The 23912-nt window shown below is 66.5% G+C and carries 20 protein-coding genes; all 20 read right to left on the minus strand.

Features of this window, described 5'->3' with window-relative positions:
- Positions 1–11: 11 nt before the first annotated feature.
- Positions 12–1685 (minus strand): hypothetical protein, encoded by a 1674-nt coding sequence (locus POL72_RS00460; RefSeq protein WP_272092900.1) that lies wholly within the window; start codon positions 1683–1685, stop codon positions 12–14.
- Positions 1686–1702: 17 nt separating this feature from the next.
- Positions 1703–3676, minus strand: coding sequence for a hypothetical protein (locus POL72_RS00465; RefSeq protein ID WP_272092901.1), 1974 nt, complete (start codon positions 3674–3676; stop codon positions 1703–1705).
- Positions 3677–3690: 14 nt separating this feature from the next.
- A complete protein-coding gene (locus POL72_RS00470) occupies positions 3691–5502 on the minus strand; it encodes a hypothetical protein (RefSeq protein ID WP_272092902.1) in 1812 nt (603 codons plus the stop codon).
- Positions 5499–6392, minus strand: coding sequence for a tail fiber domain-containing protein (locus POL72_RS00475; RefSeq protein WP_272092903.1), 894 nt, complete (start codon positions 6390–6392; stop codon positions 5499–5501). The genes POL72_RS00470 and POL72_RS00475 overlap by 4 nt, the downstream gene beginning before the upstream one ends.
- Before the next feature lie 76 nt (positions 6393–6468).
- Positions 6469–7383: a phage tail protein gene (locus POL72_RS50125; protein WP_272092904.1), complete on the minus strand. Its 915-nt coding sequence runs from the start codon at positions 7381–7383 to the stop codon at positions 6469–6471.
- Complete coding sequence (locus POL72_RS00485; RefSeq protein WP_272092905.1) at positions 7380–8615, minus strand: baseplate J/gp47 family protein; 1236 nt, start codon at positions 8613–8615, stop codon at positions 7380–7382. Before POL72_RS00485 ends, POL72_RS50125 begins: the two co-directional genes overlap by 4 nt.
- A complete protein-coding gene (locus tag POL72_RS00490) occupies positions 8605–11616 on the minus strand; it encodes a putative baseplate assembly protein (RefSeq protein ID WP_272092906.1) in 3012 nt (1003 codons plus the stop codon). Before POL72_RS00490 ends, POL72_RS00485 begins: the two co-directional genes overlap by 11 nt.
- 10 nt (positions 11617–11626) lie before the next feature.
- Positions 11627–11860 (minus strand): hypothetical protein, encoded by a 234-nt coding sequence (locus tag POL72_RS00495; RefSeq protein ID WP_272092907.1) that lies wholly within the window; start codon positions 11858–11860, stop codon positions 11627–11629.
- Between the two features lie 56 nt (positions 11861–11916).
- Entirely contained in the window at positions 11917–12312 is a 396-nt protein-coding gene (locus tag POL72_RS00500) for a GPW/gp25 family protein (RefSeq protein WP_272092908.1), read from the minus strand.
- A 1-nt stretch (position 12313) separates the two neighbouring features.
- Positions 12314–12676 carry a PAAR domain-containing protein gene (locus tag POL72_RS00505; protein WP_272092909.1) on the minus strand — a complete coding sequence of 121 codons (363 nt, stop codon included), beginning with the start codon at positions 12674–12676 and terminating at the stop codon, positions 12314–12316.
- Between the two features lie 41 nt (positions 12677–12717).
- Positions 12718–13413: a phage baseplate assembly protein V gene (locus POL72_RS00510; protein WP_272092910.1), complete on the minus strand. Its 696-nt coding sequence runs from the start codon at positions 13411–13413 to the stop codon at positions 12718–12720.
- Positions 13410–14438, minus strand: coding sequence for a phage late control D family protein (locus POL72_RS00515; protein ID WP_272092911.1), 1029 nt, complete (start codon positions 14436–14438; stop codon positions 13410–13412). The genes POL72_RS00510 and POL72_RS00515 overlap by 4 nt, the downstream gene beginning before the upstream one ends.
- On the minus strand, positions 14438–15112 hold the full coding sequence (locus tag POL72_RS00520) for a CIS tube protein (protein ID WP_272092912.1): 675 nt from the start codon (positions 15110–15112) through the stop codon (positions 14438–14440). The genes POL72_RS00515 and POL72_RS00520 overlap by 1 nt, the downstream gene beginning before the upstream one ends.
- A 1927-nt stretch (positions 15113–17039) precedes the next feature.
- The gene (locus POL72_RS00525; protein WP_272092913.1) at positions 17040–17444 is read right to left on the minus strand and encodes a phage tail protein; all 405 of its coding nucleotides are present in this window, start codon (positions 17442–17444) and stop codon (positions 17040–17042) included.
- 118 nt (positions 17445–17562) lie between these two features.
- Positions 17563–17751, minus strand: a complete 189-nt coding sequence (locus tag POL72_RS00530) for a DUF6760 family protein (protein ID WP_272092914.1) — start codon at positions 17749–17751, stop codon at positions 17563–17565.
- The gene (locus POL72_RS00535; protein ID WP_272092915.1) at positions 17748–18119 is read right to left on the minus strand and encodes a phage tail assembly protein; all 372 of its coding nucleotides are present in this window, start codon (positions 18117–18119) and stop codon (positions 17748–17750) included. Before POL72_RS00535 ends, POL72_RS00530 begins: the two co-directional genes overlap by 4 nt.
- A 24-nt stretch (positions 18120–18143) precedes the next feature.
- On the minus strand, positions 18144–18584 hold the full coding sequence (locus POL72_RS00540; RefSeq protein WP_272092916.1) for a phage tail protein: 441 nt from the start codon (positions 18582–18584) through the stop codon (positions 18144–18146).
- Between the two features lie 55 nt (positions 18585–18639).
- On the minus strand, positions 18640–20289 hold the full coding sequence (locus POL72_RS51110; protein WP_272092917.1) for a phage tail sheath family protein: 1650 nt from the start codon (positions 20287–20289) through the stop codon (positions 18640–18642).
- Positions 20290–20697: 408 nt separating this feature from the next.
- Positions 20698–21438, minus strand: coding sequence for a Pvc16 family protein (locus POL72_RS00550; RefSeq protein ID WP_272092918.1), 741 nt, complete (start codon positions 21436–21438; stop codon positions 20698–20700).
- 77 nt (positions 21439–21515) lie between these two features.
- A complete protein-coding gene (locus tag POL72_RS00555) occupies positions 21516–23732 on the minus strand; it encodes an AAA family ATPase (RefSeq protein ID WP_272092919.1) in 2217 nt (738 codons plus the stop codon).
- Positions 23733–23912: the final 180 nt, after the last annotated feature.

A 23912-nucleotide genomic window follows, 5' to 3' on the forward strand; every position in this document is an offset into this window, starting at 1 on the left:
GCTTTCCCCTGTCACCTGATGCGTATGATCTTGAGGAGACGCATGCATCTGGGCAGCGAGCTTGCGCCCTCCGTCTCCTGCGTCGACTCGCCGTTGAAGGTGCCTGATTGGAGGGGGTAATACTCTGACGTGCTCGCCGTGACCTGATGCTCGTGGTCCGCTCCGGCGAGCTCCTCCGTCCCGTAGTAGGAGCTCTCGTTCGCTGTCCCCTCCGGCCCCGTGCGCTCGAGCTCGACGCTGACCGGATGCGTGTGCTGGATGCCATGGCGGTGCGTGGTCTGCCACTTGAATTGGTGTGTGTGCGCCGCTCCGCCGCCCACCTCCCCGGGCGCCTGATCGCCGGCGATCGGCAACACGAGCCTCTCGTTCAGATCGGGGACACGCAGGCCTGCGAGCTCGCTTCTCGCATCGACGACCTCCGAGCCATCGCAGAGCTGGAACCCCGCGGGAAGCCTGGGGCTGTTGCGCTCCTCCGGCCACAGGTACCAGTCGAGGATCGCGCCGATCGGGAGCTCCCGCTCGCCCTCTGTTTGCCTCTCTCCGCTCTGAAAAACGAGCCCGTCCTTCGCATAGATGAGACCGTTGACGGTCAGCTCGCTCTCGGCGTCAGACGTGCCGATCCCGACGTGGCCGTGCTTTGCGGACACCACGAGCGTGGCGTCGGTCGTCTGAGCGTCCGCGCCCGAGATGAGCCGGATATCCCCCTTCGAGATCACCGCGAGCGAGCTCGCCTTGAAGGCGATCCCGTCGGAGAGATGATGGCTCTGCCCCGAATCGCCTTTTAAGATCCCAAGCTGCCCATTTTCCGGGAGCACCAGCGCGCAGCCGGCGCCGAGCGCGAGGGAGCCTTTGACGTGGAGCCTGGACTGTGGGTTCTCTGTGCCGATACCGACACACCCGTTGCCCGTCGCGGCGAGCAGCGGCCGCCCGTCTCCGAACCTCACCACGGCGAGCAGCTTGTTACAAGGCTTGGCGACGACCTCCAGGCCCACGTTCGAAGGAGCCACGCCGCTGCCGACGCTCATCGACCCGTGGACGGCCACGGAGCCGAAGACGTCCATCTCGCTCGCCTGGAACTGGAGCTCACCAGGCCCTATCGCGGAGATGCTCGTTCCGTCGTCCCCCGTGCCAGCGGGGTTGAAGGCCACCTGGTGGAGCCTCACGCCGCTGTATCGCCGGCCGTCTACGTCGATGGAGGCAACGTAACGTTCCTTCGATAAACCGATCGTTGCCAGCAGGATCTCGATCGACGGCTCCTCATCGCGATCGCGGCGGGTAGAGCGGCCGGAGACGCATCGGGAGGAGACGCGCGGCGCGACGACACACGATCTGAACTCGAGCCCGCGCGCGTCGCGCGCCGGCGACGCGGCGTCCTCGTGGTAGCAGATCGTGACGCGAAAATTCCACGGCGCGACAAAGGACTCCGGCTGTCGGACCACACCAAAGTCGATCTTCACGGGCGCGGCGAGGGCGATCTCGCGGCCGAGCGAGTCCAGCGCGAAGCCTGGCTGCACCACGACGCCTTTCGGGTTCTCCGGGTCGAGGACGACGTCGAGCCCGCTCGCGATGCCCCATGTGTGGAGCGCCCGATTGGCCGCTCGGTAGCTGTCGATCTGATAGCGCTGCTCCTGCGAGAGATCGATCGCCCGGAGGAGCTTGTCCGCGGTGAAGCTAGGCCTCTCCATTCCCGACCCTCTCGTTCCTACTGGATCCGCATGAGCTTGAGCAGCTTGACATACGGCGGCGTGATGGCCGCTGGCCCGGTTCGATAGGGGTTCGTCGACCCGGGGGCGCGCGATCCGCCCTCGCTGCTGGCGCCGGTCATCACGTTATCCGCTGGATCCACGAGAACGACCGGTGTGTGCTCGTGCGTGAGGATGCAGCTCGCCCCGGGCCCTGTCCCCTGGCCTGCGCCGTCGGCGCCGTTGTCGACCGTGGCCGAGCTGGTGTGCGAATGCCGAAAGAGGTGGTGATGCGTGAGCTCGCCGAACGTGTGAACGTGCTGTGTACCGTCGTTGCCCTGGCTACTGATCTGGCTCCCGTCCCACGCGCCGCGGACGAAGTAGCCCGTCAGGTCGGGGAGGGTCTTTCCGTCGAGCAAGCTCCCCGGCGCGCTCACCTTGGACCCGTCACAGACCGCAAATCCATCCGGGATCTGGCGCTTCGCATCCGGACGCCACCAGTCGATGATCCCTCCGATCGGCACCGCGATCACCGCCTCCTTCTGCTCCGTGCCGTCGGGGAAGATGAACCACTTCGACGCACGGATGGCGCCCTCCACGACGAGCTTCGGCTTCGAGCTCAGCTGGCCGTGCCCTCCGTTCACCTCGCCGAGCCTTACCGTGCCGTCCTCGGAGAGGTGAAGCGCCACCTGTCGCGCATCGGGCGGGCTCGCCGATGGCCGCGCCGTCAGCTCCATCCTCTTCTCGGTGCGCAGCTCGACACCGCCGCGCTCCTCGAAGCGGATCTCTGGCGCGATGGACGCTCTTAATTGGATTCCACCGCCGCCGGCAAAGACGATGTTGCCTCCTCCCGATTCACTGTCATCATACCGGTTCTGGTACGTTTGCCCTGCCCTGGCTTCGGCGCGCGTCAGCCGAACGTCGCCGCCGGACACCGCGAAGCACTCTTCGGGGCTCTCCGTCCCGAGCCCGACGCGCGGCTCCCCATCACCCACATTGCACACGAGCAGGGCAGCCTCGCTGCCGCACGCGAACCGCGCGACGCGCGCCCGCTGGAACGTCCACGTCGCGTCCTCGGCATTCAGCTCTTCGCTCGTGGACACCGTCTCGCCCGGTCCGACGGCCTTGACGTCGGCCTGGACCGGATTTCCGGCGAGGTTCTGGGTGAAGATCCGGTCTCCGGGCGCGACGATCCGATCGATGGGGATGCGGATGGGAGCGCCGTTACCGGGGACGGTGGCCGAGACGGCCTTGCCGCTGCTCCGTATCGTCCCAGGGCCCGCGAGCGGCGCGTTGGGGGCTCTCACCTCGAACACGGCCCTGTGGATCGTGGTACCGATCGTGACCGGCCCTCTCACCGAGAGCTTGACGGCGGGGGCGCCTCCGCTCCGCGGCCGGAAGCGCACCTCGTCGGCGCTCGCGCGCAGCCCCGTCGTCGCGCTCTCCTGGTCGCCGGCCGACCAGCCGACGATCCTCGGCTCCCTGTTGCTGGGGAGCAGCGCGTGCGCGAAGCGCAGCGCCCCGGCGCTCATGCTGACATAGCGGCGGCAGCGCGTCGTGAGGACCGGCGACGAGGACGGATGGCTGAGCTCGGCGAGGACGATCTCTCTCTCCACGTCGATTTCGGCCTTTTTGTACCAGGAGAAGCTCACTTGTTCGCGCGTCCACGGAACCCTGGTCTTGTTCGTGGCATAGACCGACTTCCTTGTGCTCCTGGCGACCAGGGTTGCGTCGTCCGACGGAGCCGGGCCTGACCACGGATCGTCGACGACCAGGATGTGCTCGCTCCTATCGAACGCGAGCCCCGGAGAAACGGTCACCGTGCCGCGCTCGAGCGTCACGTCGAGCCCGACCGCGATGCCCCACGTGTGCAGCCCGAAGTCGTGCGCGCAGCGGAGGGCGTCCACGTAGCCTTGCTCGGCGGTGTAATCGCCCACGGTGAGGAACTCTCCGGGGAAATAGTTGGGTCGGCGCAGTGACGTCTCATTCGCCATCAGGAGCACCTCGGTCACTTGATCCGTATGATCTTCAACAGGTCAAAGTGAGGCGGCAGAACCTCGTCGGAGCCACTACCCACCGGTGGAGAGCCTTCACCCTCCGCAGAGCCTTCTGCCACTGGAGGGCCCGTCTGCAGTTCGCCGGATGGTATCGCGGACTCGTCACACTCTAGCCCGCTGGTGGGATTGACCGTGACATCGATCATATGCGTATGCTTTTTTCCGCTGAGCCCGTTGGAGCCGCCGCCTTTGGATGGAGATGTGGTGCTCGCCTCGCCCGAGGCGAAGGCGAGCGGGCCGCCATGACCATGGTCAACCGAGTGCTTGTGCGGCGGGACGACCAGCTTGTGCCGGTGAGCACCGTCCTCTGTCTTTCCGACCTTTCGGGAGTCCGTGGTGCCCAGGACGAAATAGCGCCGAAGGTCGGGGACCGCTCTCCCGTGGAGCGGGCTATCCTTGTCGTAGACGGTCGCACCGTCGCAGAGCTGGAAGTTCTCGGGACATTGCTGCGCGAGGGAGCTCGGATCCGACCACCAATCGATCACAGTGCCGATGGGGAGCGTGGGGTGCGCGGTCGTTTGCGGGGTCTGCTGGGTTCCGATGAGGAAGCCGCCGCGCAGCGACTGCACGGCTCCCTCGACGTTGAGCATCGCGTCGAGAGACGCGCCAGCGTCGGGAGACACGACCTGATCGCTCGGGTCGATATTCACCCTGTCAGGGAAGATCTCCAGAACCGAGCGCCCGCTCCCCGAGTCGCCTCCGGTCTGGAGCGTGATCGTCAGAGGCCAAGGGACGGCCACCTTCAGGCCGCTCTTGCGGAAGGTGACGGTCTCCCCCTCCGGGCCACGAAGCGAACCCTCTTCTCGAAAGAATATCGTCTTGTCGCCGTCGAGGAGGAGGTCCCCGTTAATCTCGAGCTTGGCCGTCGGCGCTTCGACGCCCACGCCGAGATTGCCCTCGCAGGTAAGAGCGAGCACCGGCTCGATCATCCCCGGCGAGGTGCTCGCTTCGGTCCCCATGAACAGGACCTTGTCCAGCGGACCGCCCGTGCCGGTGACGTCGAGTTGCGCCTTCGGCCAGTCGCGCGGCGCCGGACCGAGCAGGTTCTCCTCACCGGGCGGGCGGCCCAGAAGGGTGGGGCTGTCCAGGCCGAGAGCGTTCGACACGGTGAGCGTCCCCGTGATCTTCAGCGCGCCCGTGAACGAGACCTGGTCCGCGCTGACCTCCAGCGCCGAGGCGCGAGGCTCTTCCTTGTCGACGCTCGCGCAGAGGCTCGGGGGCTCGGGGTCCGTGCCGTCGAGCACGAAGGCAGCCTGGCCGACGCGCACGCCGCTCCACGCGCGCGTGTTGGGATCAATCTCCACCTTGCCGTCGTCGTCGATCGTCAACTTTCCGAGCACGATGCTCGCCTCGCGTTGAGCCTCGCCCTTCTCCACGAGCTTGATGCGCGGCTCGAGCAAGAACCGCTTGAACCCCTGGGCCTCGTACCGGGAGGAAGCTGAAGCAGGGTCCGGTCGCTCCGCCAGGGCGAGGAGCACGTAGAGCTCCGTCCCCCGTCGATGCCCGAGGTCGAGGCTCTTCGGCTTGTCGAGGAAGAGCGGACGCCCCTGGTCGTCGATCGCCATCCCGGGGTTCACGTTCACGGCATTCTTCGGGCCCACCGTCAGCGAGAGCGTGAGCCCTTGAACGATGCCCGCGGAGTGAAGCGCAGCGTGGCGCTCCGCGATCAGCTGCTCGAAGTAGCGTTGGTCCGCGCGGAAGACCGAGGCGGTGAGCAGCTGGCCGTCGAAGAAGGCGATACGCTGGCACTCCGGCGATTTCACCCTCGCCCTCCGCCTCGCTGAGCGCCCTCGGCTTCGAGCTCCGCGACACGGGCGCTGAGCTCCTGGATCGACCGGATCAGCAGGGGCACGAGCTCCTGGTATGCGACCGTCTTCAAGCCCGCGGCGCTCTCCCCCACGATCTCGGGCACGACGCCCGCGACCTCCTGCGCGATGAGCCCCAGCCGGCGCCGGCGCGCGGGATCGGAGCGCCAGGCGAACGACACGGGATTCAGCTTGGCGACCCGAGCGAGGGCGCCATCGATAGTAGACACCTCGACCTTCAGCGCGGCGTCACTGGGTGAAGAGGTGGCCGACTCCGGGCCCCACGCGACAGATTCCCGTCCAGAAGTATCCGCGGTCGTGGGATTTGCATCTGCGTCGGTCTTGAATGAACCCAGAACAATCCCGATCGGCATTTCTATACCGTTCTCATCGGTCCATGCAGGATCCGTAGGCACCGGATCCCCGAATTTTACGTACGCCAGCAGAACACTCTCATTGATCAAGTGACCAGCTTGCAGGCCCTGCTCGTCGTCGGGATCTTCGCCATACGCTATGTAAACAGTGTACTCCGCGTCAGCCTCAAGCTCAGGATCACCCAGATCCAAAGACTGAATCAGATCGCCCACGGTCGCGTAGTCAAGGATCAGTGGCTTCCCCTGGTAGTCGAAGGCCATGCCGAGAGATACATAGACAGCACCATCCTGCACGGACAACTCAAGACCAGAGACGACACCCGGCCCAAACAAGAACAAGTTCTGCTGACGGACCAGATCACGAAGATACTTTTGCTCTCGATTGAAATCATCCTCGACGAGCAGCTCACCATCGTAATAATACGTACGCGTCAGCTGGTTGGTGGTTGCGAGGTAGTCAAATTTATCCGACATGATTCCTCTGAGCGCCGTCTGATCATGCTGGCGCTGAAGACCTGAGCGCTTCGGCCCGCGTGCACACCGGGATGGTTCAGCCGAGGCAGTCCGGCTTGCTCACATAGATGATAGAACAGCGCGCATGAACGGGCTTCTCCTCGTCCACAAACGAGCTCATGGTGCTCTTGAGCCGCTCCAGCTGCGCCTGGATCCGATACTTGTTTGCATTCAAATAAATCCCCACAACAAAACTATGTGGCCGCATCCCATCCAGCACGGGCAGGAGCGCGGGCGGCATGACGATCTTGTCGGGATCTTCCGGTTCAGGCGAGGCCGTCTCTGCGAGCGTCGTGTTCGTGCCGAGCTCGACGGGCTGCGCCGGCGTCATATCGACCACGCTGGTCTTGATCCATACTGTCTGACTGCCAGATTGCTCAACGACGACGTTGTCGAAAAATGCTTCCATGAGCCCCTTCAGCCCTTCCAGCGTCCCGCGCTTCCGGTAAAGAGGCATGATCCTTGAGAGCACATCTCGCCGCCTATCAACGCTCCAGTCGCGGATAGGCACGAGGGCGATCCACCCCGAGAGCCATTCCAGGAGCTGTGCCAGAGGTTCCAGGATGAGGCCCATTCGCTGCCGGCGCGTCGAGACGGAGAGGGACTCCGGGGGGACGAAGGGGACGACGCCCAGGAAATGGTTCAGCACCTCCAGGACCTCCTCCGTCGGGGCCAGGGGGAACTGGGCTGTCTGCTCCGCGACTTCGATCGGAGGTAGAAGCTCCGTCGAATCAGGGAACAGGAACGACAGGCGCGGAGAGAGGATCGAGGGTAGCGCATCCAGGAGCGCCGCCATCCCTTGTTGCACACCGGCCTCGCCCCCGTCCCTCCGCCCGAGCAAGCTCTCCGCGATCATCAGGTAGCGCTCGACGAACGACGGCGTGCCGTCCTCGCCGCGGCTCGCGTGAACCGCGGGGAGCAAGCGCAGGTACTCGGATTCCTCATCGCTCACGTTCCACCTACCTTCGCAACCATCGTATTTTTGCCGATCTGACTAGCACCTACCAGCATGCCATACGCGGAAGTCACGGCCTGGAGCGACAGCGACACGATCCATGGAAAGCCCAGGTCGCGAGCCGAGCGCAGCACGATCGTCGTGTAATTAACGCTCGCTTTCCCTACGCGCAGCCCGGTCATCCGCTCGATATATACACGGACCGGCTGGCTGGCATCGAGCCCGTCAACGCCCTGCAGGGCGGACGCGATGTCCTCGCTCGTGAGGGGGCGGCGGTACGGGTAGCCCTGCCCTGAAGGGCCTCCGATCAAGGGATCGAGCAGCGCCGTGATGCGCTCCCACGCTCTGCGCAGCACGGAGGCCGGGTTCGTGTCGATGATGCTCGGGTCACTCTTGCTGGGCGTCTGCGTGACCAGGGCGGCGACCGTGGCGACCACCCGGGTCGGATCGAACTGCGGCCTCACGACGGACGCGCTCGTGCCGATGAGACAGCGTGGCGCAAGGTACCGGCCGATGACATCCGTCAGATCGCCGTACTTGTCATAATAATCAGAGTGAGACACCGGGTCGTAATAGTCATCGATCGAAGCCAAACAATTGGACGAGTCATGCACGCTTGGCTCGCTCATGACGTAGGACAAAGTGGCTCCGGAGACGATGGTCACCTCGACGCTCTCCCCGCGCTTCCTGACGATGGCGCGCTCCGCTCTGGACGCGGCCTCGGAGACGCTCGCGGTGCACTCCAGGGCAAGCGCCGCGAAGTCCTGCTCCGTGATCGCCCGGCACGGGGAGCGCCAAAACCCTGACAAGGCTGTATACAGATCGGCCGGATCGGGGTTCTTTCGGCCAGAGCTCGAGCGGAGGGCCCGCAAGAGCTCGACGTACGAGGGATCGCGCAGGACCACGCTGCCAGCGAACTCCAGCGGATAGCCGTCCGCGTCCATCAGCACGTCCTGCTCCGCCTCTTGAAGCGTCTCGTCGAGGCCCTGCTCCGGCGTGCCGGCGGCAAGCAGGGCGAAATTGCGATAGGCCCCCGCCGGGACCCGATCGACACGGTAGGATGTCCCCTCCGCGATGAAGGCGAAGAGCTGAAGCAGCGTGATGCCTGGATCGGACGCGTTGTAGTCCGTCCAGTTCGAAGTCAGCGCGGGGATCGTCTCTCGAAGCCAGCGGAAGATCTCCGCGTAGCGTTCGGGCGCGAGGTTCGGGAGCTTCCGCTCAACCGCCACGGCGCACCTCGAGTCGGAGAGCGCCCGCCGCCGGTAGCTGGCGGTCCGCCATCGTGACGACGGCCCGCTGGATCGGGTCGCGCCTGGAGATCGCGACGTCGTGGATCCGGGCGACCCTGGGGATGCCCTGCAAGCCCCGAGCGACCATGTTGCAGGTCACCGTCGCGCGGAAATCCCAGCCCGCTGGTTGCTTCTCGCCGCCGAGCGGCTTGAAGAAGTCTTTGAGGCGGCTGATCATCCTCGCGCGGACATCGGTCTCGTTCGCGCCCGGATCGAGCGACGCGCCAACCTCGACGTCGATGGTCACGTACTCGGGCTCCACCACGGTGATCGCGTCCGCGACGGCGAAGAAGGCCCTCGCGTGCAGGTACGCCTCGACCTCCTCGATCAGAAACGACGTCGGCATCGGCTCTTCCGTGTCCTCGCGCGGCACGATCGCGACGATGAGCCGCTCGCCCGTTGCGTACGCCGTGGCCCGCCCGACGCTCGGCGACGACGCGAGCGCCAGGGTCGCGAAGTCCTCGGCGCTCATGGCCCTGTCCATCGCCTTGAGACGCTTCGGCCCAAGCCTCCGCAGGGTGTCGAGGTCGTCTGCGTCCATTCCGCCCTTGGCTGCGAGGACGTTGGTGACCGATTCGACGCCGGTGATCGCCTGCTCGAGCACAGCCAACTGTCCGGCGGGCAGGTTCCCGCGCGCGCCGCCGCCGCTCGAATAGCTCGCCGCGCGGATGTCGTTTTCGCCGAGCGGCGGGGCCATGCCGCGAATCCCATCCCCGAAAGAGAGCTCTCCGGTCGTGGAATCGAGCATGTAATGCCGGTCGTCCGCCTTCGAGAACGCGAAGGTGGTGACCTTCTCCCAGCGCCGCCAGGCGTAGAGCTCCCCCGGCGCCGCGCCTGCCTGCCCTGTCACCTGCTCGCGTACCTCCACGACCTCGCCGTCGAGGATCGGCTTGCGCGGGAACTCGAGCACGAGCCCCGGCGCGGCCGTGCCCGAGCCAAGGACGTCGTTCTTCCACAAGAGGGCATTTTCGGCCACAACTGCGTTCGGCACGACGCGCTTTATCCGCGGCAGCCACCTGGGCTCTCTCTGCGGCGCCGACAGCCGCAGCCATACAAGGGTCTTGTCGAACCGGGTGCTCTCGGTGATCCAGGTCGGGATCTGGATCTCGACCAATCCGCTGGTCGTGAAGCCGTCCGTGCGGTCCGTGACCGTGAGCGGGCGGAAGGCGGTGCCGTCCCAGCCTTCCCAGACAAGCTCGTCCTCGATCTGCTGCTCGACGCCCCGGCTCGGCGCGTCTTCGTCGAGCACGATGAAGAGCGACATCGTGCGGCCCAGCACATGACGGAGGAAGCTCGCCGGCGAAAACCCGAACGAGTACGACGACGCCGGCTCGAGCTCCGGCCGATAAGGAGCGACGATCCCGAGCGGCATCTCCACGACGTCGAACGCGTTGTGAGCGATGGTCGTGTCCGGCCGGCCGATCAGCTCGTAGGAGAGCCATAGCGACGATATGTACGGCGGCGTGTAGGCCGGAGGGAGGTAGACGCCGAAGTTGATGTTCTTCGTCCGGAGATCGGTGAGCGCCGCGCTCTTGTCGGCGACGTACTTGTCGAGCCACTCGTTGAGGGCATCGGCCTGCGGCGGGATCACCGAAACCTGCCCGGGCGATCCATAGCCGCCCGCCGCGATGCGCGCGCGCACCCAGCGGCTCTCGAGGCCGTGGATCGATACGGGATCCATGGCCGGGCAGGTGAAGGTCACCGTCCCGCCCTGGGTGAGCGCGTTCGTCCCGTCCTGCACCGTGCGGAGCGGTTGCCAGCCGGCATCGGTCCAGTACTCCCAGGCGAGCTGGACCGAGGGGCTCGGGGTGATGGTCTCCGCCTGGACCTCCAGGGTCACCGTGGCCCCGGCGCGCGAGAACACCTCCTCGGACGCGAGGTAGAATGCGTCCTCGACCGCGGGGGTATCGCCGAACGGGCGGCCACCCATCATCAGGTCGACCGGTGTGTTGTTGGCGTACGCCGCCTCGGCCTTCTGCCGCTGCGAGCTCGCTGTCACCGAGATGCTGAAGATCTGCGGCAGGATCTCCGCATCGGCGGCGCGAACGCCGACGGTCTCGGCGGGCCTCACCGCGATCCAGAACGAGGAGATGCCCTTGACCTCCGCCGGAGACGCCTGGAAAAAGTCGACGAAGCTTGCCTCGAGCACGGCATAACGCTCGGCATCCCCCTCGGTGTCGGAGCAATCCGGAGGCGAGTACGGTGAATCCGCCTCATTTGGTTCGTCGACCGCCACATCGGGCTCGACACCGAACCTCGGCCTGAGCTCGCGGCCCGCGCCGTCCGACCATCGGGCGAAGAAAACCTGGAACAGATTGATGCCCTCGAGCCGGACACGCAGCTCCTTGAGGGCGATCCGGTGCTTGAAGAGCGCCTCGCTGCCCAGGTAAAGGGCGTGCTCGAACGGCTGGAGCTGGGGCTCCACGTCGTCCGCCTCCGAGAGGACGTCCTCGCGGAGGACATCGCCGCGGTCGATCCATGCGTCCGCTGCCGGCAGGAGGGTGCACGCCGCCTCGAGCTCGGCCGGGAGCGCCAGGAGCTCGCCGGTCGTCTCGAACAAGAGCTCGGGGTCGGCGGCGGCGCCGACCTGCGTCCTTTCGGCGATGAGGACTGGCTCGTTCCCCTCCGCCAGCGTGAACGTCAAGACGACCTTGGCCGGGCGCGGCGCGCGCAGGTCCATGCCGAAGAAGCTCAGGAACGCGAGGAAGTGCTTGTCAGGCGCCCGGTTGAGCTGCGTGGCGAGCGAGGCGTGCAGCCGCGAGAGGAGCTTGAGGAGGACGAGCCCCGGATCGGTCGGGTCAAAGTAGCTCTCGCCTTCCGCCGTAGCTGGGTCCGGCCAGAGGAGGGACCACTCGGGAAGGTAGTAACGCGCGAGCCTGATGGCGTCGCGGTAGACGTCATCCGCGGAGCGGGCATCCAGCGTGTAAGGCTCACGGCGCATGGGCTGCGACTCAACTCTCCGGGAGGGCGGAGCGGAGCTGCGTGCCGTTGTTCTTCTCCGCGGCGATGCCCGGGGCGCGCGGCGGCTGCGACAGGACCTCCTCGAGCACCTGGATCGCGCCGCTGATGCGGAAGAGCGTGCTCTTGAGGTCATTCGTACGGACCTCTATGGCCGCGAGCTGCTTTTGCCCGGTCTCGAATTCTTCGCGAAGATCCCTGAGCCTCTGCTCCACATAGTCTCTCATGCCGTCTCTCCGGTTCTGGCTTGCGCCTGTCGTCACATCCGATCTGCCCGTCGCGCTCACTTCTGGCTGAGGTAAAACGGGTAAACGAGATTTTCGCGCTGGTTCTTCGAACGCACGAGATAATCGATGGCGATGAGCATCACCCCCGGCCGCTTCGGGTCCATCGAGGCGCGGACGTCCTCGACCTCCACGCGCGGCTCCCACCGCTCCAGCGCCTGCTTCACGTGGAACGAGGCGAGGGAGAACGTCGCCGGGCTCTGCGGAGCAAAGACGAGCTCCCAGATCCTGCTGCCGAACTCCGGCTCCATCACCCGCTCCCCGGGCGAGGTGCCGAGGATCAGCTGGATCGATTGACGCACCTTGAGCTCGTCGGACGCGAGCTCCACCTTCCCGCCCGAGAGCGTCACGGGGAACGACCACCCTGCGCCGAGGAAGCTCTTCGACCCTTTCACGCTACCCTCCGACGAGGACGCTGCTCTGCGCAAGGACGGTCCCCGAAGGCAGCGGCGCGGGATCGTTGCAGGTCAGGGCGCGGTCGGCCGCTCGCGCGGCCGGGCGCTCTCCGAACATCACCGTCGCGCTGCCCTTGACGATCTGCGCCTGGTTCGTCGGCGGCACCGCGAACGTACCGCCGACCGGGATGTGAGGGGGGATGTTGGTCGCGATCGATCCGAGGACGGCGGCCATCCTCCCCTCGATGAGGACGCTCGGGCAGAGGTCGCCGGTGATGATCCCGTTGAACGGGAACGGCTGCGCGACGGGCACCGGGCCCGTGGGCGAAGGCACGAGGACGATATGCGTGTCGATCGCCTGCACGCGATCTCCTTGCTTGGCTGCCGGTAGTCCCATAGATTTCCTCAGTTGAGCCGGATGAGCGCGCCCTTCACGGCGACATCGCCCGTCGAAGAGACTTCCACCTGAGCCTGCGCCGAGATCTTCACCGCCGCCGTCGCTGATAGCTCGATCTGCGTGGCCTTCAGCGTGATCTTCCCCGGTCCAGCGGACACGTCGATGTCCCCGCCCGCGGCGATGGTGACGCTCCTCTTCACGGCGTCGAGGACGACCTTGTCGCCGCTCTTGTCGGTCACCTCGATCCTCTCGGCGCCAGGCTTGGAATCGAGGACGATCTTGCCACCGCTCTTGTCGGTCACCTCGATCCTCTCGGCGCCGGGCGTGTCGTCGATGCAGATCTGGCTGCCGCTCCGCGTCTTGATCATGCGCACGTCCTGCTGCTTCTGCTCGCCGGCGACGGGAGGGCGATCCTGCCCGTTCCACAGCGAGCCGATCACATAAGGCACGTTCAGGTTGCCCGCCTCGAAGATGACCAGCACCTCGTCGCCCTTCGCGGGAAGAAAATACGCACCGACGTCCTTGCCGGCGAAGAAGGATGCGACGCGGCACCAGTTCGACATGATCGTGGCGCCAAACAGCGGGTATTGCACCTTGATGCGCCCGAGCCTCTCCGGGTCGCCCGTCGTCTCCTCGACGATCCCGACGATCACGCCGGTCATGGATCGCTCATGGTGCGCATTGCTCCCCTGCCACGCGCTCATACGCCGGTCCTCCGCAGCGAGATGGTGGTCGTATAGCCGTCCTGTTGCGTATAGACGTGCTTTGCCGCGGTCACGTAATAGAGGCCGCTGAAGCGGCCGCCGATGCCCTCGATCTCGACGTTGACCCCGGGCCGGAGCGCGGGGTTTCCGGCCGCGGACGCCTCGACCTCGATGAACCCCTCGACGTCGGCCTCGTACGTCGCCTCGGCGATGGCGCGCGCGCTCTTCTGGTCGAGGATCTCCGGGTCCATCGCCGACACGGGTGAGGCCGCGTAGGCAGCGGACAGCTCGTAGCCCGTCTTCTGGCCGCCCATGCGGAGCGACGCGGGGCCGGAGCTCACGGTCGCGACGATGGACTGCTTCTTCTTCGGATCCCAGCCCACGCGCGTCACGCGCGACCCCTGCTTGAGCGCCCGAGCTCGCACGGTCAGCGTCGTGAGATCCACGCCGAGGCGCAGCTTCGTCGTCGGCGACTGGCCCGCGATGCTCCGGCGAAAATAGAGCGTGCGCCCTGTCACAAAGAGCTCGAAATGGATCCGGGCCGCGCGCGCGGAGAGGAACGCGAAATCACTCTGATCGGCCTGGATCACGTACGGGTAGGTGACGCCGCTGTCGTCGGCGCGAATGTCGAGCCCGTTGTCGCGGGCGATGCGGGTCGCGATCTGGGTGTCGCTCGATCTCTCGAACGTGCGCGTCGTGGTCCCGAACTGGAGGCGGTAGAGCGCGTCATAGCCCTGGAGCTCGACGGCGCTCTCGTCGCCGAAGACCATCTCCAGCGCGCCGAGGCGGCCTTCGAAGATGGGCTTCGTGCTCTCCATGCCGAAGCCCACCACGACAGGGTCACCGATGCGGGCGGAGGTCAGATCGATCCCCTGAAAAACAGAGCGCTTGAAGTCGACGCTGCCGACCTCGACGGCGCACGTCGAGGGGAGGTTCAACTCCTGATCGACCTCGGCGCGGGCGAGCGCGGCGCTCATGCTGTCCGGAAGCGGCTTACCCGCAACGGTGACCGAGACGACGCCCATTACCGATCCGCTCCGGCAGCGTTGCCGCCCTGAGAGAGCGCGTCGCTCTTCGGTAGATCGGCCGCGTCGGGGATCGCGAGGAGCGTCCCGATCTGCTCCGGCATCGGGAAGCGCAGCGGATCATCGATGTTGTTGGCCCTGGCGATCCAGAGCCATGCGCTCGCGTCCCCGAGCTCCCGGGCCGCGATGGCGTCGAGCCGCTCTCCCACCTTGACCAGGTGGAGCTTTGGGCAGTTATCGAGGCCGGCGTCCTTCTCCACCTCGCTCGGCAGGAGCTGCTCCTGAAATGTGACCGTGAGATCGGCGCGGACCGGGGTGCCGGTCGAGAGGAACATGGTGAAGTGCTGGTCGAGCTGGCTGACGATCCCCTGGTAAGAAAAACCTCCCCAGCTGAAGAGGCAGACGGGCGGCCGGCGCTTCTCCCCCTCACCGACCGTCGGCCTCTGGAGCGCGGCGATGGGCTTGATCAACGCGCGCACGTCGGTGCCCTTTTCGTACGTATCAAAGAAGAGCTTCACGGTGAACGGCAGCCGCTCCAGGCGGTCGAACTGCAACGTTCCGGCCCTCCCCGAGTACAGGATCTGGGACGAGCTCGTGTATTGATCCGGGTTGTACATCACCTCGATCTGCTCGCCCGTATCGATATTCTTGATGATCGCTTTGCTCAGGGTCATCTCAGCCCCGTCCGCTCCTCGCGGTGGCGAATCCGCTTGTCCATCTCGGCCATCAGACGATCGACGAGCCTTCGCAGCTCCGCCTGCGAGGGCTGGTCGGCGAGCCGTGGCGCTCTCGAGGCAGCCGGTCGAGGCGCCCGCGCGCCTTCGAGCTCGGCCTGCATGTGCGGAAGAGAGAGCGGTGAGCGGGCGCGCGCAGCGGCAGGCGCGCTCTCGATCGGGCGGGCAGCCGCGGGAGCCCCCCGGTGCTCGAGCGAGCGCAAAGGACCAACCTGTAGGAGCTGCGAAGGATGGGTGAGTACGCGATCGGCAGGCGCGCGGAACGCTGCCGTCGGTCGGTGCGACGCGTGGGCGTCGGCTGCCGGCGCGGCTACGTGGGTGGTCGTCAAGGACAAAGGCCGGAAGGGAGCAGCCGACGTTTGCAGTGTTTGCCCCTTGCCGCCGAAACTGCCGTTCGAAGGGCCCGGGAGCGAGAGTGTGGTCGTGGAGGCAACGTGCACCGCCGCCGGCCGATGCCGAAAGACATGCCGGCTGAGGCGCCCGAGCGCCGCTCCAGCGCTGGCCGCGCTGCGCCCGGGCGCCGCTCGAGCGGCCGCGAAGCGGATGCTGGGGTTCCCAGCTTCGCGCCAGGGAAACAAGGCTCGGCCCGCGCGCAACGCCGCCGCGAAGCCGCCGCCCGTCGTGCGCCCGAACGCTTGATGGGCGGCGCTCGTCCGGTATCCCCGAAGCGCCTCTCCGGTTCGAGATAGCCGGGAACCCCGCGCCCCTCGCTCCCCCTCCCTCGCGCGCCGGCGCACGGCAACAGCGCGAGGAGCTACGCTCTTCGGCGCCGAGCGGACGGTGGCTGCGTCTGGGGCTCCAGGGAAGAGCATGAGAGACGCGGGGCTCTCGCGCCTGATCCCGCCCTGTCTCGGGTAGGTCGCGGGCACGCTTCGAGCTCGGGGGAGCATCACGGAGGGAGGGCGAACGACGAGCTGAAACGGCAAGGCGAACAGCGCCGCCGCCAGGCGGCGTGGCGTGTCAGAAGGCGCTGTCCGCGTGGCTTGCTCCGTGACGATCGAGAGCAACAGCCGGAGAGGCGCTGCCAACGTTCGCCACGCCTGGCCGGTGCCATACCGGCGCGGCGCCTGCGGGGAGGCAGCGGGTACATGCCACGAACGCGCGCCGCGCATCTCCGGTCGCGCGTGCTCTGAAACGCGCCCCTCGTCGAGGGGCTTTCGCACGAGCAGCACGCCTGGGGGCGACGAGCCGAGGAGTGGCAAGCGCGCGAGCAGCAGGCGTGCGACGGTCCGGCGCAGAAGGGCCGCAGCGGCTCGCACGCGCCGAGGCTCCGGGGAGCGCCACGTTCGCGCCGCGAGGGTGGCGCGCAGCACGGTCGCCACGGCGCGCGGCAGGCTCACCGCGAGCGCAGCGCCCACGCTGCGGGCACCGTCGCCCACGCTGCGGGCACCGTCGCCCACGCTGCGGGCACCGTCGCCCACGCTGCGAGCAGCGTGATCGGTCACACCCGCTCGGCCGCCCGTGGCGGCGACCCGAGGGCGCGCGTGCGAGGCACCGATCGCTGGCCGCAATTGCCGCCCGAGCCGCCCCGCCTCCGGGCCGACCTCGTCCATCGTCCGCCGCCGCAGCGCGGCTCGCTCGTATCGCTCGGCCCGCGTTCCGGGCGAGCTCCGGTGGGCGCTCGCGCGGAGCGCGGCGCCGAGCGCCTGAAACACCGCACGCTTGAGTGTGAGCCACACCGGCTGGATGACCGTGGATGCCCGGACGGCAACGTGGGTCAGGCCGAGCGGACGACGTCCGAGCGGCTCGCCTCGCCCGTACCGCTCGCGGATCTCGCGCGATGAGCGCATGGCGGCCCGAGCCGCGCTCGGCCACGCTGGACGATTGACCTGCTCGCGCTGAACCCGATCCAGCATCGCTCAGGCCCCTATGCCTCGAAGATCCCGTCGTGCGCCAGCGTGAGCGACTGGAACAGCACCTGGTTCGAGGCTGTGTCGAACTCGGGACCTTCCCAAGCGATCGGGTAGGCGCTGCGGAAGTGCCATTGCTTGAGGAACGCCCCCGTCCGGTCCATGAGGTGGACGGTCCCGTCGTAGCGGCTGAACCTCCCGGCGATGACCTGCTGGTACCAGCTCCATAGATTGTCCATATCGGACATCCCGCGCCGAAGGACGAGGTCCGTGTACGACGTGGGGCCGGGCAGCCGGTGCTCATGCGTGTTGACGCCGCCCTCGCGGCGCGACTCGACCGCCGTTTGGATCCGCAGGCCGCTGATGCTGCTGAACCCGCCCACGATCAGCGACCCGATCTCGACCTGAAAGTTGAAGCCCAAGTACGGATCCTTCCGAGCCGCGCGTCCGCCCGACGACGAGCCCCTGCCGCCGTTCGCCATACCGCCTCCTCACGCCACGGTTACACCCAGGACCGAAGGCCGTCCGCTCCCCTCGCGATCAGAGGTCGAGCAGCGACCGCTCCTTCTTTTCGGAACCCATGATCTCCCGGTTGATCTTGCTCGCCTCTTCGCACCACCGCCTGCGCTCGCGGTGCTCGAGCCTGAGCAGCGAGTCATACTCCCAGTGAAAATAGTACGCGAGAAAGGCTATCTCCTCGTGCATCGCATCGAGGGGATAGCCCTTCATTGGTCCCGGGACGTGTCCACCTCGAACTCGAACGCATGGTTGCATTTCGGACAGAGCACCTCGACTGCGTTTCGCCCCCGCTCGTTGATGCGGTTGTACATCTCCTGGAGAGCGGCGAAGTCCGCCGCGAACAGGCCCTCGATGACCTTGGGCGTGACGGCGGGCAGCGTGCCGAGCCGCGTCACGACGCGCGAGAGGAGGATGATGGAGAGGTAGCTCTGGTTCTGCTGAACGCGGCTGTCGCGCAGCGGCAGGATCTCATCGGCCGCGGTCGCGAGGCGCATGGTGCCTTCCTTGTGAAGATCGCCATTGTCGTCAGCGTAGCCGAGCTTCAAGACAAATGGGAATTCGGTGATTAGCGCGGTCATCTCAGCCTCCTCTCTCTGGCGCTGTCATTGCGTGCGCTTGATGTTCTCCACCGCGACCTCGAGCGTCTCGATGAGGACGTCGTTCCCCTTGCCGTCGAGATCGCCCGCCTGGTACTTCGACGGCCAGGCCCCGACCAGGTCCCAGCGCGCGGCGTCGTTGCCGGCGTCATCGACGAGGATGATCGATATATTCCTCCGAGCGTTCGGCACGCCGGTGCCGGTCTGGCGGATGATCTGCCACCACTCGTAAAGCTCCATCGACGTCGTGATGCCGCGCTTGAGGGTGAGCGACCCCACCTTGGGATACCCGGAGAGCTTGCGCGTGAAGGGATCGGTGCCCTCGCGGTACTCGATCGGGTCCGACGACTCGTCCGGGATCGTCGCGCTTGCGAAGGCGGCGACCTGAATGCTCGCGATCTCGACGCGGAACCGATAGTTCCTGTAAGGGTCCGTTCTCTCCGCCATGATAACTATAGCCTCTCTTGATGCCCGGCCCCGGAGGGCTCCACATCAGGCTCGATCAAGCCGATGGTAGCGTCTGCTGTTGAATGCGGAGCACGACAAACTCCGCAGGCCGCACGGGGGCCACCTTGATGTCGATGTAGAGGAGCCCCTGGTTCCTCGTCGCCGGAGGGTTGTTCGACGCGTCCACCTTCACCTCGAACGCGTCCGAGTCCTTGGCGCCGAAGAGGCCTCCTGCCGTCCACACCTGGGTCAGAAACACGGTCACGTCGCGACGGACCGTGCCCCAGAGCTTCTGATCGTTCGGCTCGAACACGACCCATTGCAGGCCCCGGTAGAGCGACATTTCGATGTACGTCAGCAGCCTGCGCACGCTGATGTAGATGAGGCTCGGGTCCGTCGACAAGGTGCGCGCGCCGTACGTCACGATGCCGTAGGTCGGCAGGCTCCGTATGGCGTTGATGCCATCCGGGTTGAGGATACCTTGAGCCTTCTCCGTGACGAGCGCCGTGAGGCTCACCGCCGACGACAGCCTGCCGTCGCGGATACCCGCCGGAGCCTTGAACACGCCGACGCGGCTATCGGTCTCGGCATAGGTCCCTGCGATGGCCCCGGCGGGAGGGATCGTGATGCTGCGCGCCGTCGACGCATTGAAGAAATCGATCCATGGATAGTAGATCGCGCCGCGGTCCGAGTTGAGCGCGTTTTCCAGGTCGATGGCCGCGGTTGCTCCCGGGGGAGTTATCGGTTCGCCCCTCTTGAACGACCTGAGCGTCGGCGGGTCCAGCCAGAAAGGGGCGTCTGCGATCATGAACATGTCGCAAGGAGTCCGACCTTCGCAGTAGTTTATACCCTGCTGGATCGTCGCTTGCTGCGTCTTGAGATCGTCCAACATGCCCGTGTCGGGCATCACGAGGAGGCTTGCGTCGGTGATCGGATCGAGCCTGGCGAGCGCGTCTTGGTAGTCGACCGGAGTGCCCGACGTGGAGTCAGCGCCGGTCACGAGCAGCGCCGGGGCGAGGGCTGTCGGCGCCGGCGGCGTCTCGGCGTTGACCGTGACACGGATGAAGAGCGATTGGCCGTTGATCTTGGCCTCCAGCGAGCTAGGCTGCCCGTTCGCCCCCTTCTTGAGATCCTTGATGGTCAGCCCAGGGAACTCTTCAATGACGTAATAATCGACAGTGCGGGTGATCTTGGCAGAATCGAGGTTGTTGTTCTTGATGTAGCGGGTGATGAGACGCTCGAGGACGGTCTTCTTGCTGTCGTCTTGGTCCACCTTTGCGGCGGAGTAGAGGACGCGGACGCCGAAGGTGGGCGTGAGGGTCGTGCTGGGCGTGTCCTCCCAAGGGTAGTTTTCGATCGCGATGGCGAGATCGTTGCCCCACAGGCCCGGTGACGACGCCGTGAACTGGAGAGGCGCATGCACGACCGTCGCCGCGGCGAGGCCATCGCTCGCCTTCGCGCGCACGACGTACGCGTACGCGCCGCCCTCGGCGAAGAAATTGTATACCGCAAACGGGACGTTATAGCCCCACGTGAAGTTCCCGAATTTCGCCAGGAAGGCGTTCCAGCTATCGATCAGCGTGGGCTCGTCCGGCCCTCTTTCTGTCCATCCCACGAAGGCGGTGGTGCTGGTGCCGACGCCAGAGATCTGCTGCGGTCCCCGGATTTCTTCGATGTAGATGCCCGGATACAAGTAGTTGGACACGGGTTCAACCTTTCCAGAGACGATTCGGACGAAGGAGGTTGCCAGATCCTCTTCGACACACGCCGCATCGCGACAGACCTCGGCCTCTTCCCCATGGCCTCTCGCCCATGGAGGGAACGGTGGAGGCCGCCTTCGAGGGCATCTCCCTCCACCTCTCTTTGAGGAGAGGGAGATGCTGGGAAGACAAGATCGCGAGGGCGGAGTCCGCCAGCTGATCTCGGCTACCCCCCCGAAGAGAGCCTGGACATTAGGTTTCCTTTGCCGGAGTTGTCAACGCGGTCTGAGGATGCCCGATCCGATCTTTCGTCACAATCATGGGGCCGGGTCTATCCCCCAGGCGCTCGTTTTGTCACCCTCATGGGACCAGCAGTACCGTTGTGGAACGGTGATCTCGTCAACCTCATGGGATCACCCCGGCGATCGGGGATCCGTGTCGATCACCCACTCTTCCGGGGAGGGCGGGCTCCCCTCGGTGGGCGAGTTCACGCGGAAGTTGGACTGGACCTTGCGGACGAGGGCGCCCTCCTCCGTGGCGGCTCGGGGGATGCGCACGGGCGTCACCGTATAGAAGAGCGAAAGTCGGTACGGCTTGTTGGGAAAACCCGCCCAGATTTGATGGATCTGCTCCATGCTCGGCGCGTCCGACAGGACGGGCAACCGTTCGTTGCCTGTAACGAACAGCACGCCGTTCGGGCTCTTGTCCTCGAGCACGGGGCAGTCGGAGAACAGCCGCTTGAGCTTGCTCACGAGCAGGAGCTCGTTCTCCGCGTTCTGGGCGTACGGGACCATCATGTAGGAGAGATCGACGGCGAGCGGCGCCGCTCGACGCACGAAGCCGGTCCCCGTTCTCACGATCGACGGGGGCTCGTTGATCAGGTAGGGATTGTCGGCTACCCGATACAGATAGACCAGGATAAGCGGAGAGCGCCCCTGCCCTGAATCAGGCTCGTCCGAGGGAGAGTGATACTTGACCTCCACCCTGTCCACGTCCTCCAGGTCTCCAGGTCGGCGGCCGTGGTAGAGCGAATCATGATCGTCATCAATCGGAGACGCCGGGCCCGGAGGATCGTTGAGAAATACGTTCTCGCGGATCAGCGTGCCCAGGCTCTCGCTCACCTGGCGGAGCACCCATCCTGCGGGATCTCTCATGGTAAACCGCTCCCTCGTGCGCGCTCGACCGCGCTTCATGGCCGGCCGATCGATCTTCACCGGCTGTGGGCTGTGACCTAACCGAAGGTCTCGTCCTTCACCACCTTGCCCATCTTCTGGAATTCGAGCCGCGCCGCCCGGAAGAGGTGCCACATCCCCACCGCCGCTGCTTGCTCCGCCGCGAGCATCGCCGCGGCGAGCGCCACGTTCCGGATCGAGCCCCCGGCGAGCTCCAGCCGGGCGCCGAGGCGCTCGAAATCGACGTCGGGATCGAGCGGCGTCTCGGCAGGAAAAGCCCTCTTCCAGATGGCCGCGCGTTCTTTGGGGCTCGGGAACGGGAAGTCGACGATGAAGGACAGCCGCCGCATGAAGGCCTCATCCATGTTCTTCAAGAGGTTGGTCGCCAGGATCACCACCCCCTCGTGCGCGTCGATGCGCTGGAGCAGGTAGCTCGTCTCGACGTTCGCATAGCGGTCGTGCGCGTCCCGCACCTCCGTCCGCTTGCCGAAGAGCGCGTCGGCTTCGTCGAAGAACAGGATCGCGCTCGTGGCCTCGGCCTCGTCGAACAGCTCGCCGAGGTGCTTCTCCGTCTCGCCGATGTATTTGCTCACCACCTGCGACAGATCGATCTGGTAGAGGTCGAGCTCAAGCTCGCTCGCGATCACCGCCGCGGCCATGGTCTTGCCCGTCCCCGGCGGGCCCGAGAAGAGGGCCGAGAGCCCCTTGCCCAGCGAGAGCTTGTCATCGAAGCCCCACGAGACAAAAACCTGGTTTCTCTGCTGCATGAACCGGCAGATGGCACGGAGGAGCTCCCGCCGATCCTCGCGGAGGACAACGTCGTCCCACCGATGCACGAGCGGCACCTTGCGCGCGAGGAAGCTCTGCTTGCCGCCGTGCCGGAGCCTGCACGCCTGGAGCACATCGGCCGTGCTCATGACAGCGCCCTGTCCGCGCGTGAGACAGAGGGCGCGCGCCGCGGCGACAGCGCCGTGGATCTGCCCGCCGGTCAAGCGGAAGCGGCTCGTCAGCGCTGCGACGTCGACGGCCATCGCCGGCGCGTCGCCGGCGCGGAGCGCGGCGTTCCACAGCGCTGCCTGCTCGGCCATGCGAGGCCGGGGGATCTCCAGGCGAAGGAGCGGACGCCCGCCCAGCGCGCCCGCGGGCGCCCACGGCCCACGCTCCAGAAGGAACACGGGCCCATCGTGCTCGGCGATCGCCGCCGCCACGGCGAGCTCGAGCGCCTTCCGGTCCGCGGCGCCGAGCGCGCCGGATCCATCCCAGCAAAGCGCCGCGCTCCACAGCCTCGCCTCGCGCGCGACGAGCGGCAGCGCCGCGCGAAAAGGCGCGTCTCCCTCGGCGAGGAGCGCCTCGAGATCCACAACGAGCACGGGGACGCCGATCTCCCCGCAAAGGGCCTCGACGAGCGACGTCTTCCCCACGCTCTCCGGCCCCTTCAGCGTCACCACGGGCCACGTCTGCCCCCGATGCGACGCGGCGAGCCGGAGCAGGCTCGCCTTGGTCTCCTCGGGCAGGAGCAGCTCCTCGAGCCGCGCTCGAGGATGCACGAGCCGCACACCGCGGCCGAGGCGCGGGTCGAGCTCCTCGCTGCCGAGCAGATACCAGATGATGCGCTCCTCCACCTCGAGCGGGGCGGCCAGGAGCGAGCCTTGCCGGGCGGCGGCATCGAGGCCGCGGAGCAGACCATGGCGCACGAGCGGGGCGCGCGGCGCGAAATGGCGTCGCGCGGCGAGGCGCTCCTCGAACGAAGCAGCGAGCAGGAAGAGCCCGATGTTCACCGTCGGGCGCTTGCGCGTGATATCGTCGTTGAGGTACGCAAAGAGGCGCTCGTAGCGAAGGTCGATCTCGGGCGCGAGCGCGAGCAGGAGCACATCCAGGTCGAAGCGCGTCAGCCCGAACCGCTCGGCGAGCGCCACGAGGCGAAGATGGACGCCGCGCCTCCCGCTCTCCGCCGCGCGGCGCGAAAGCACGGCGGCCTGCCTCTCGATCGCCTCTTTGACCGCGATCACCTCCGGCCCCTCGGGCCCGGTCGTCCAGTGGGGCTCGCCCGGCGCCCGATCGAGCAGCGCGTCGATCTCGGCCTCGGAGATGGTAAGGCCGGGGAGCGAATCCTCCTCTGCCACGAGACGTGCCTGAGCGACGCCGAGGCGCACCATCCGATCGACGCGGTCGAGCTCGGCCATGAGGTGATCGAGCGACCGCGCGAAGGGCGCATCGCCCGCTGGGTCCGGGGCGCCTTCCGGCTCTTCTGCGATGTTGTGATGCGGCTCCAGCATAGAAGAGGCGGTCGTCGTGGGACGCGGGGCGGCTCGCTCCAAGCTCTTGGGCTCGCTCCGTGGCTCTCATATTCACCCGGGTAGGGGGCGAGGCGCAATAGAGGGATCGGCAGAAGCGGCGCTGCCATGTAACTTTTCGGCTGACCCATGATCCTGACGACCGGCTGGCCCCATGAGGCT

Origin of the sequence: Sorangium aterium (assembly GCF_028368935.1) — a bacterium.
GTDB classification, from domain to species: Bacteria; Myxococcota_A; Polyangia; order Polyangiales; family Polyangiaceae; genus Sorangium; species Sorangium atrum.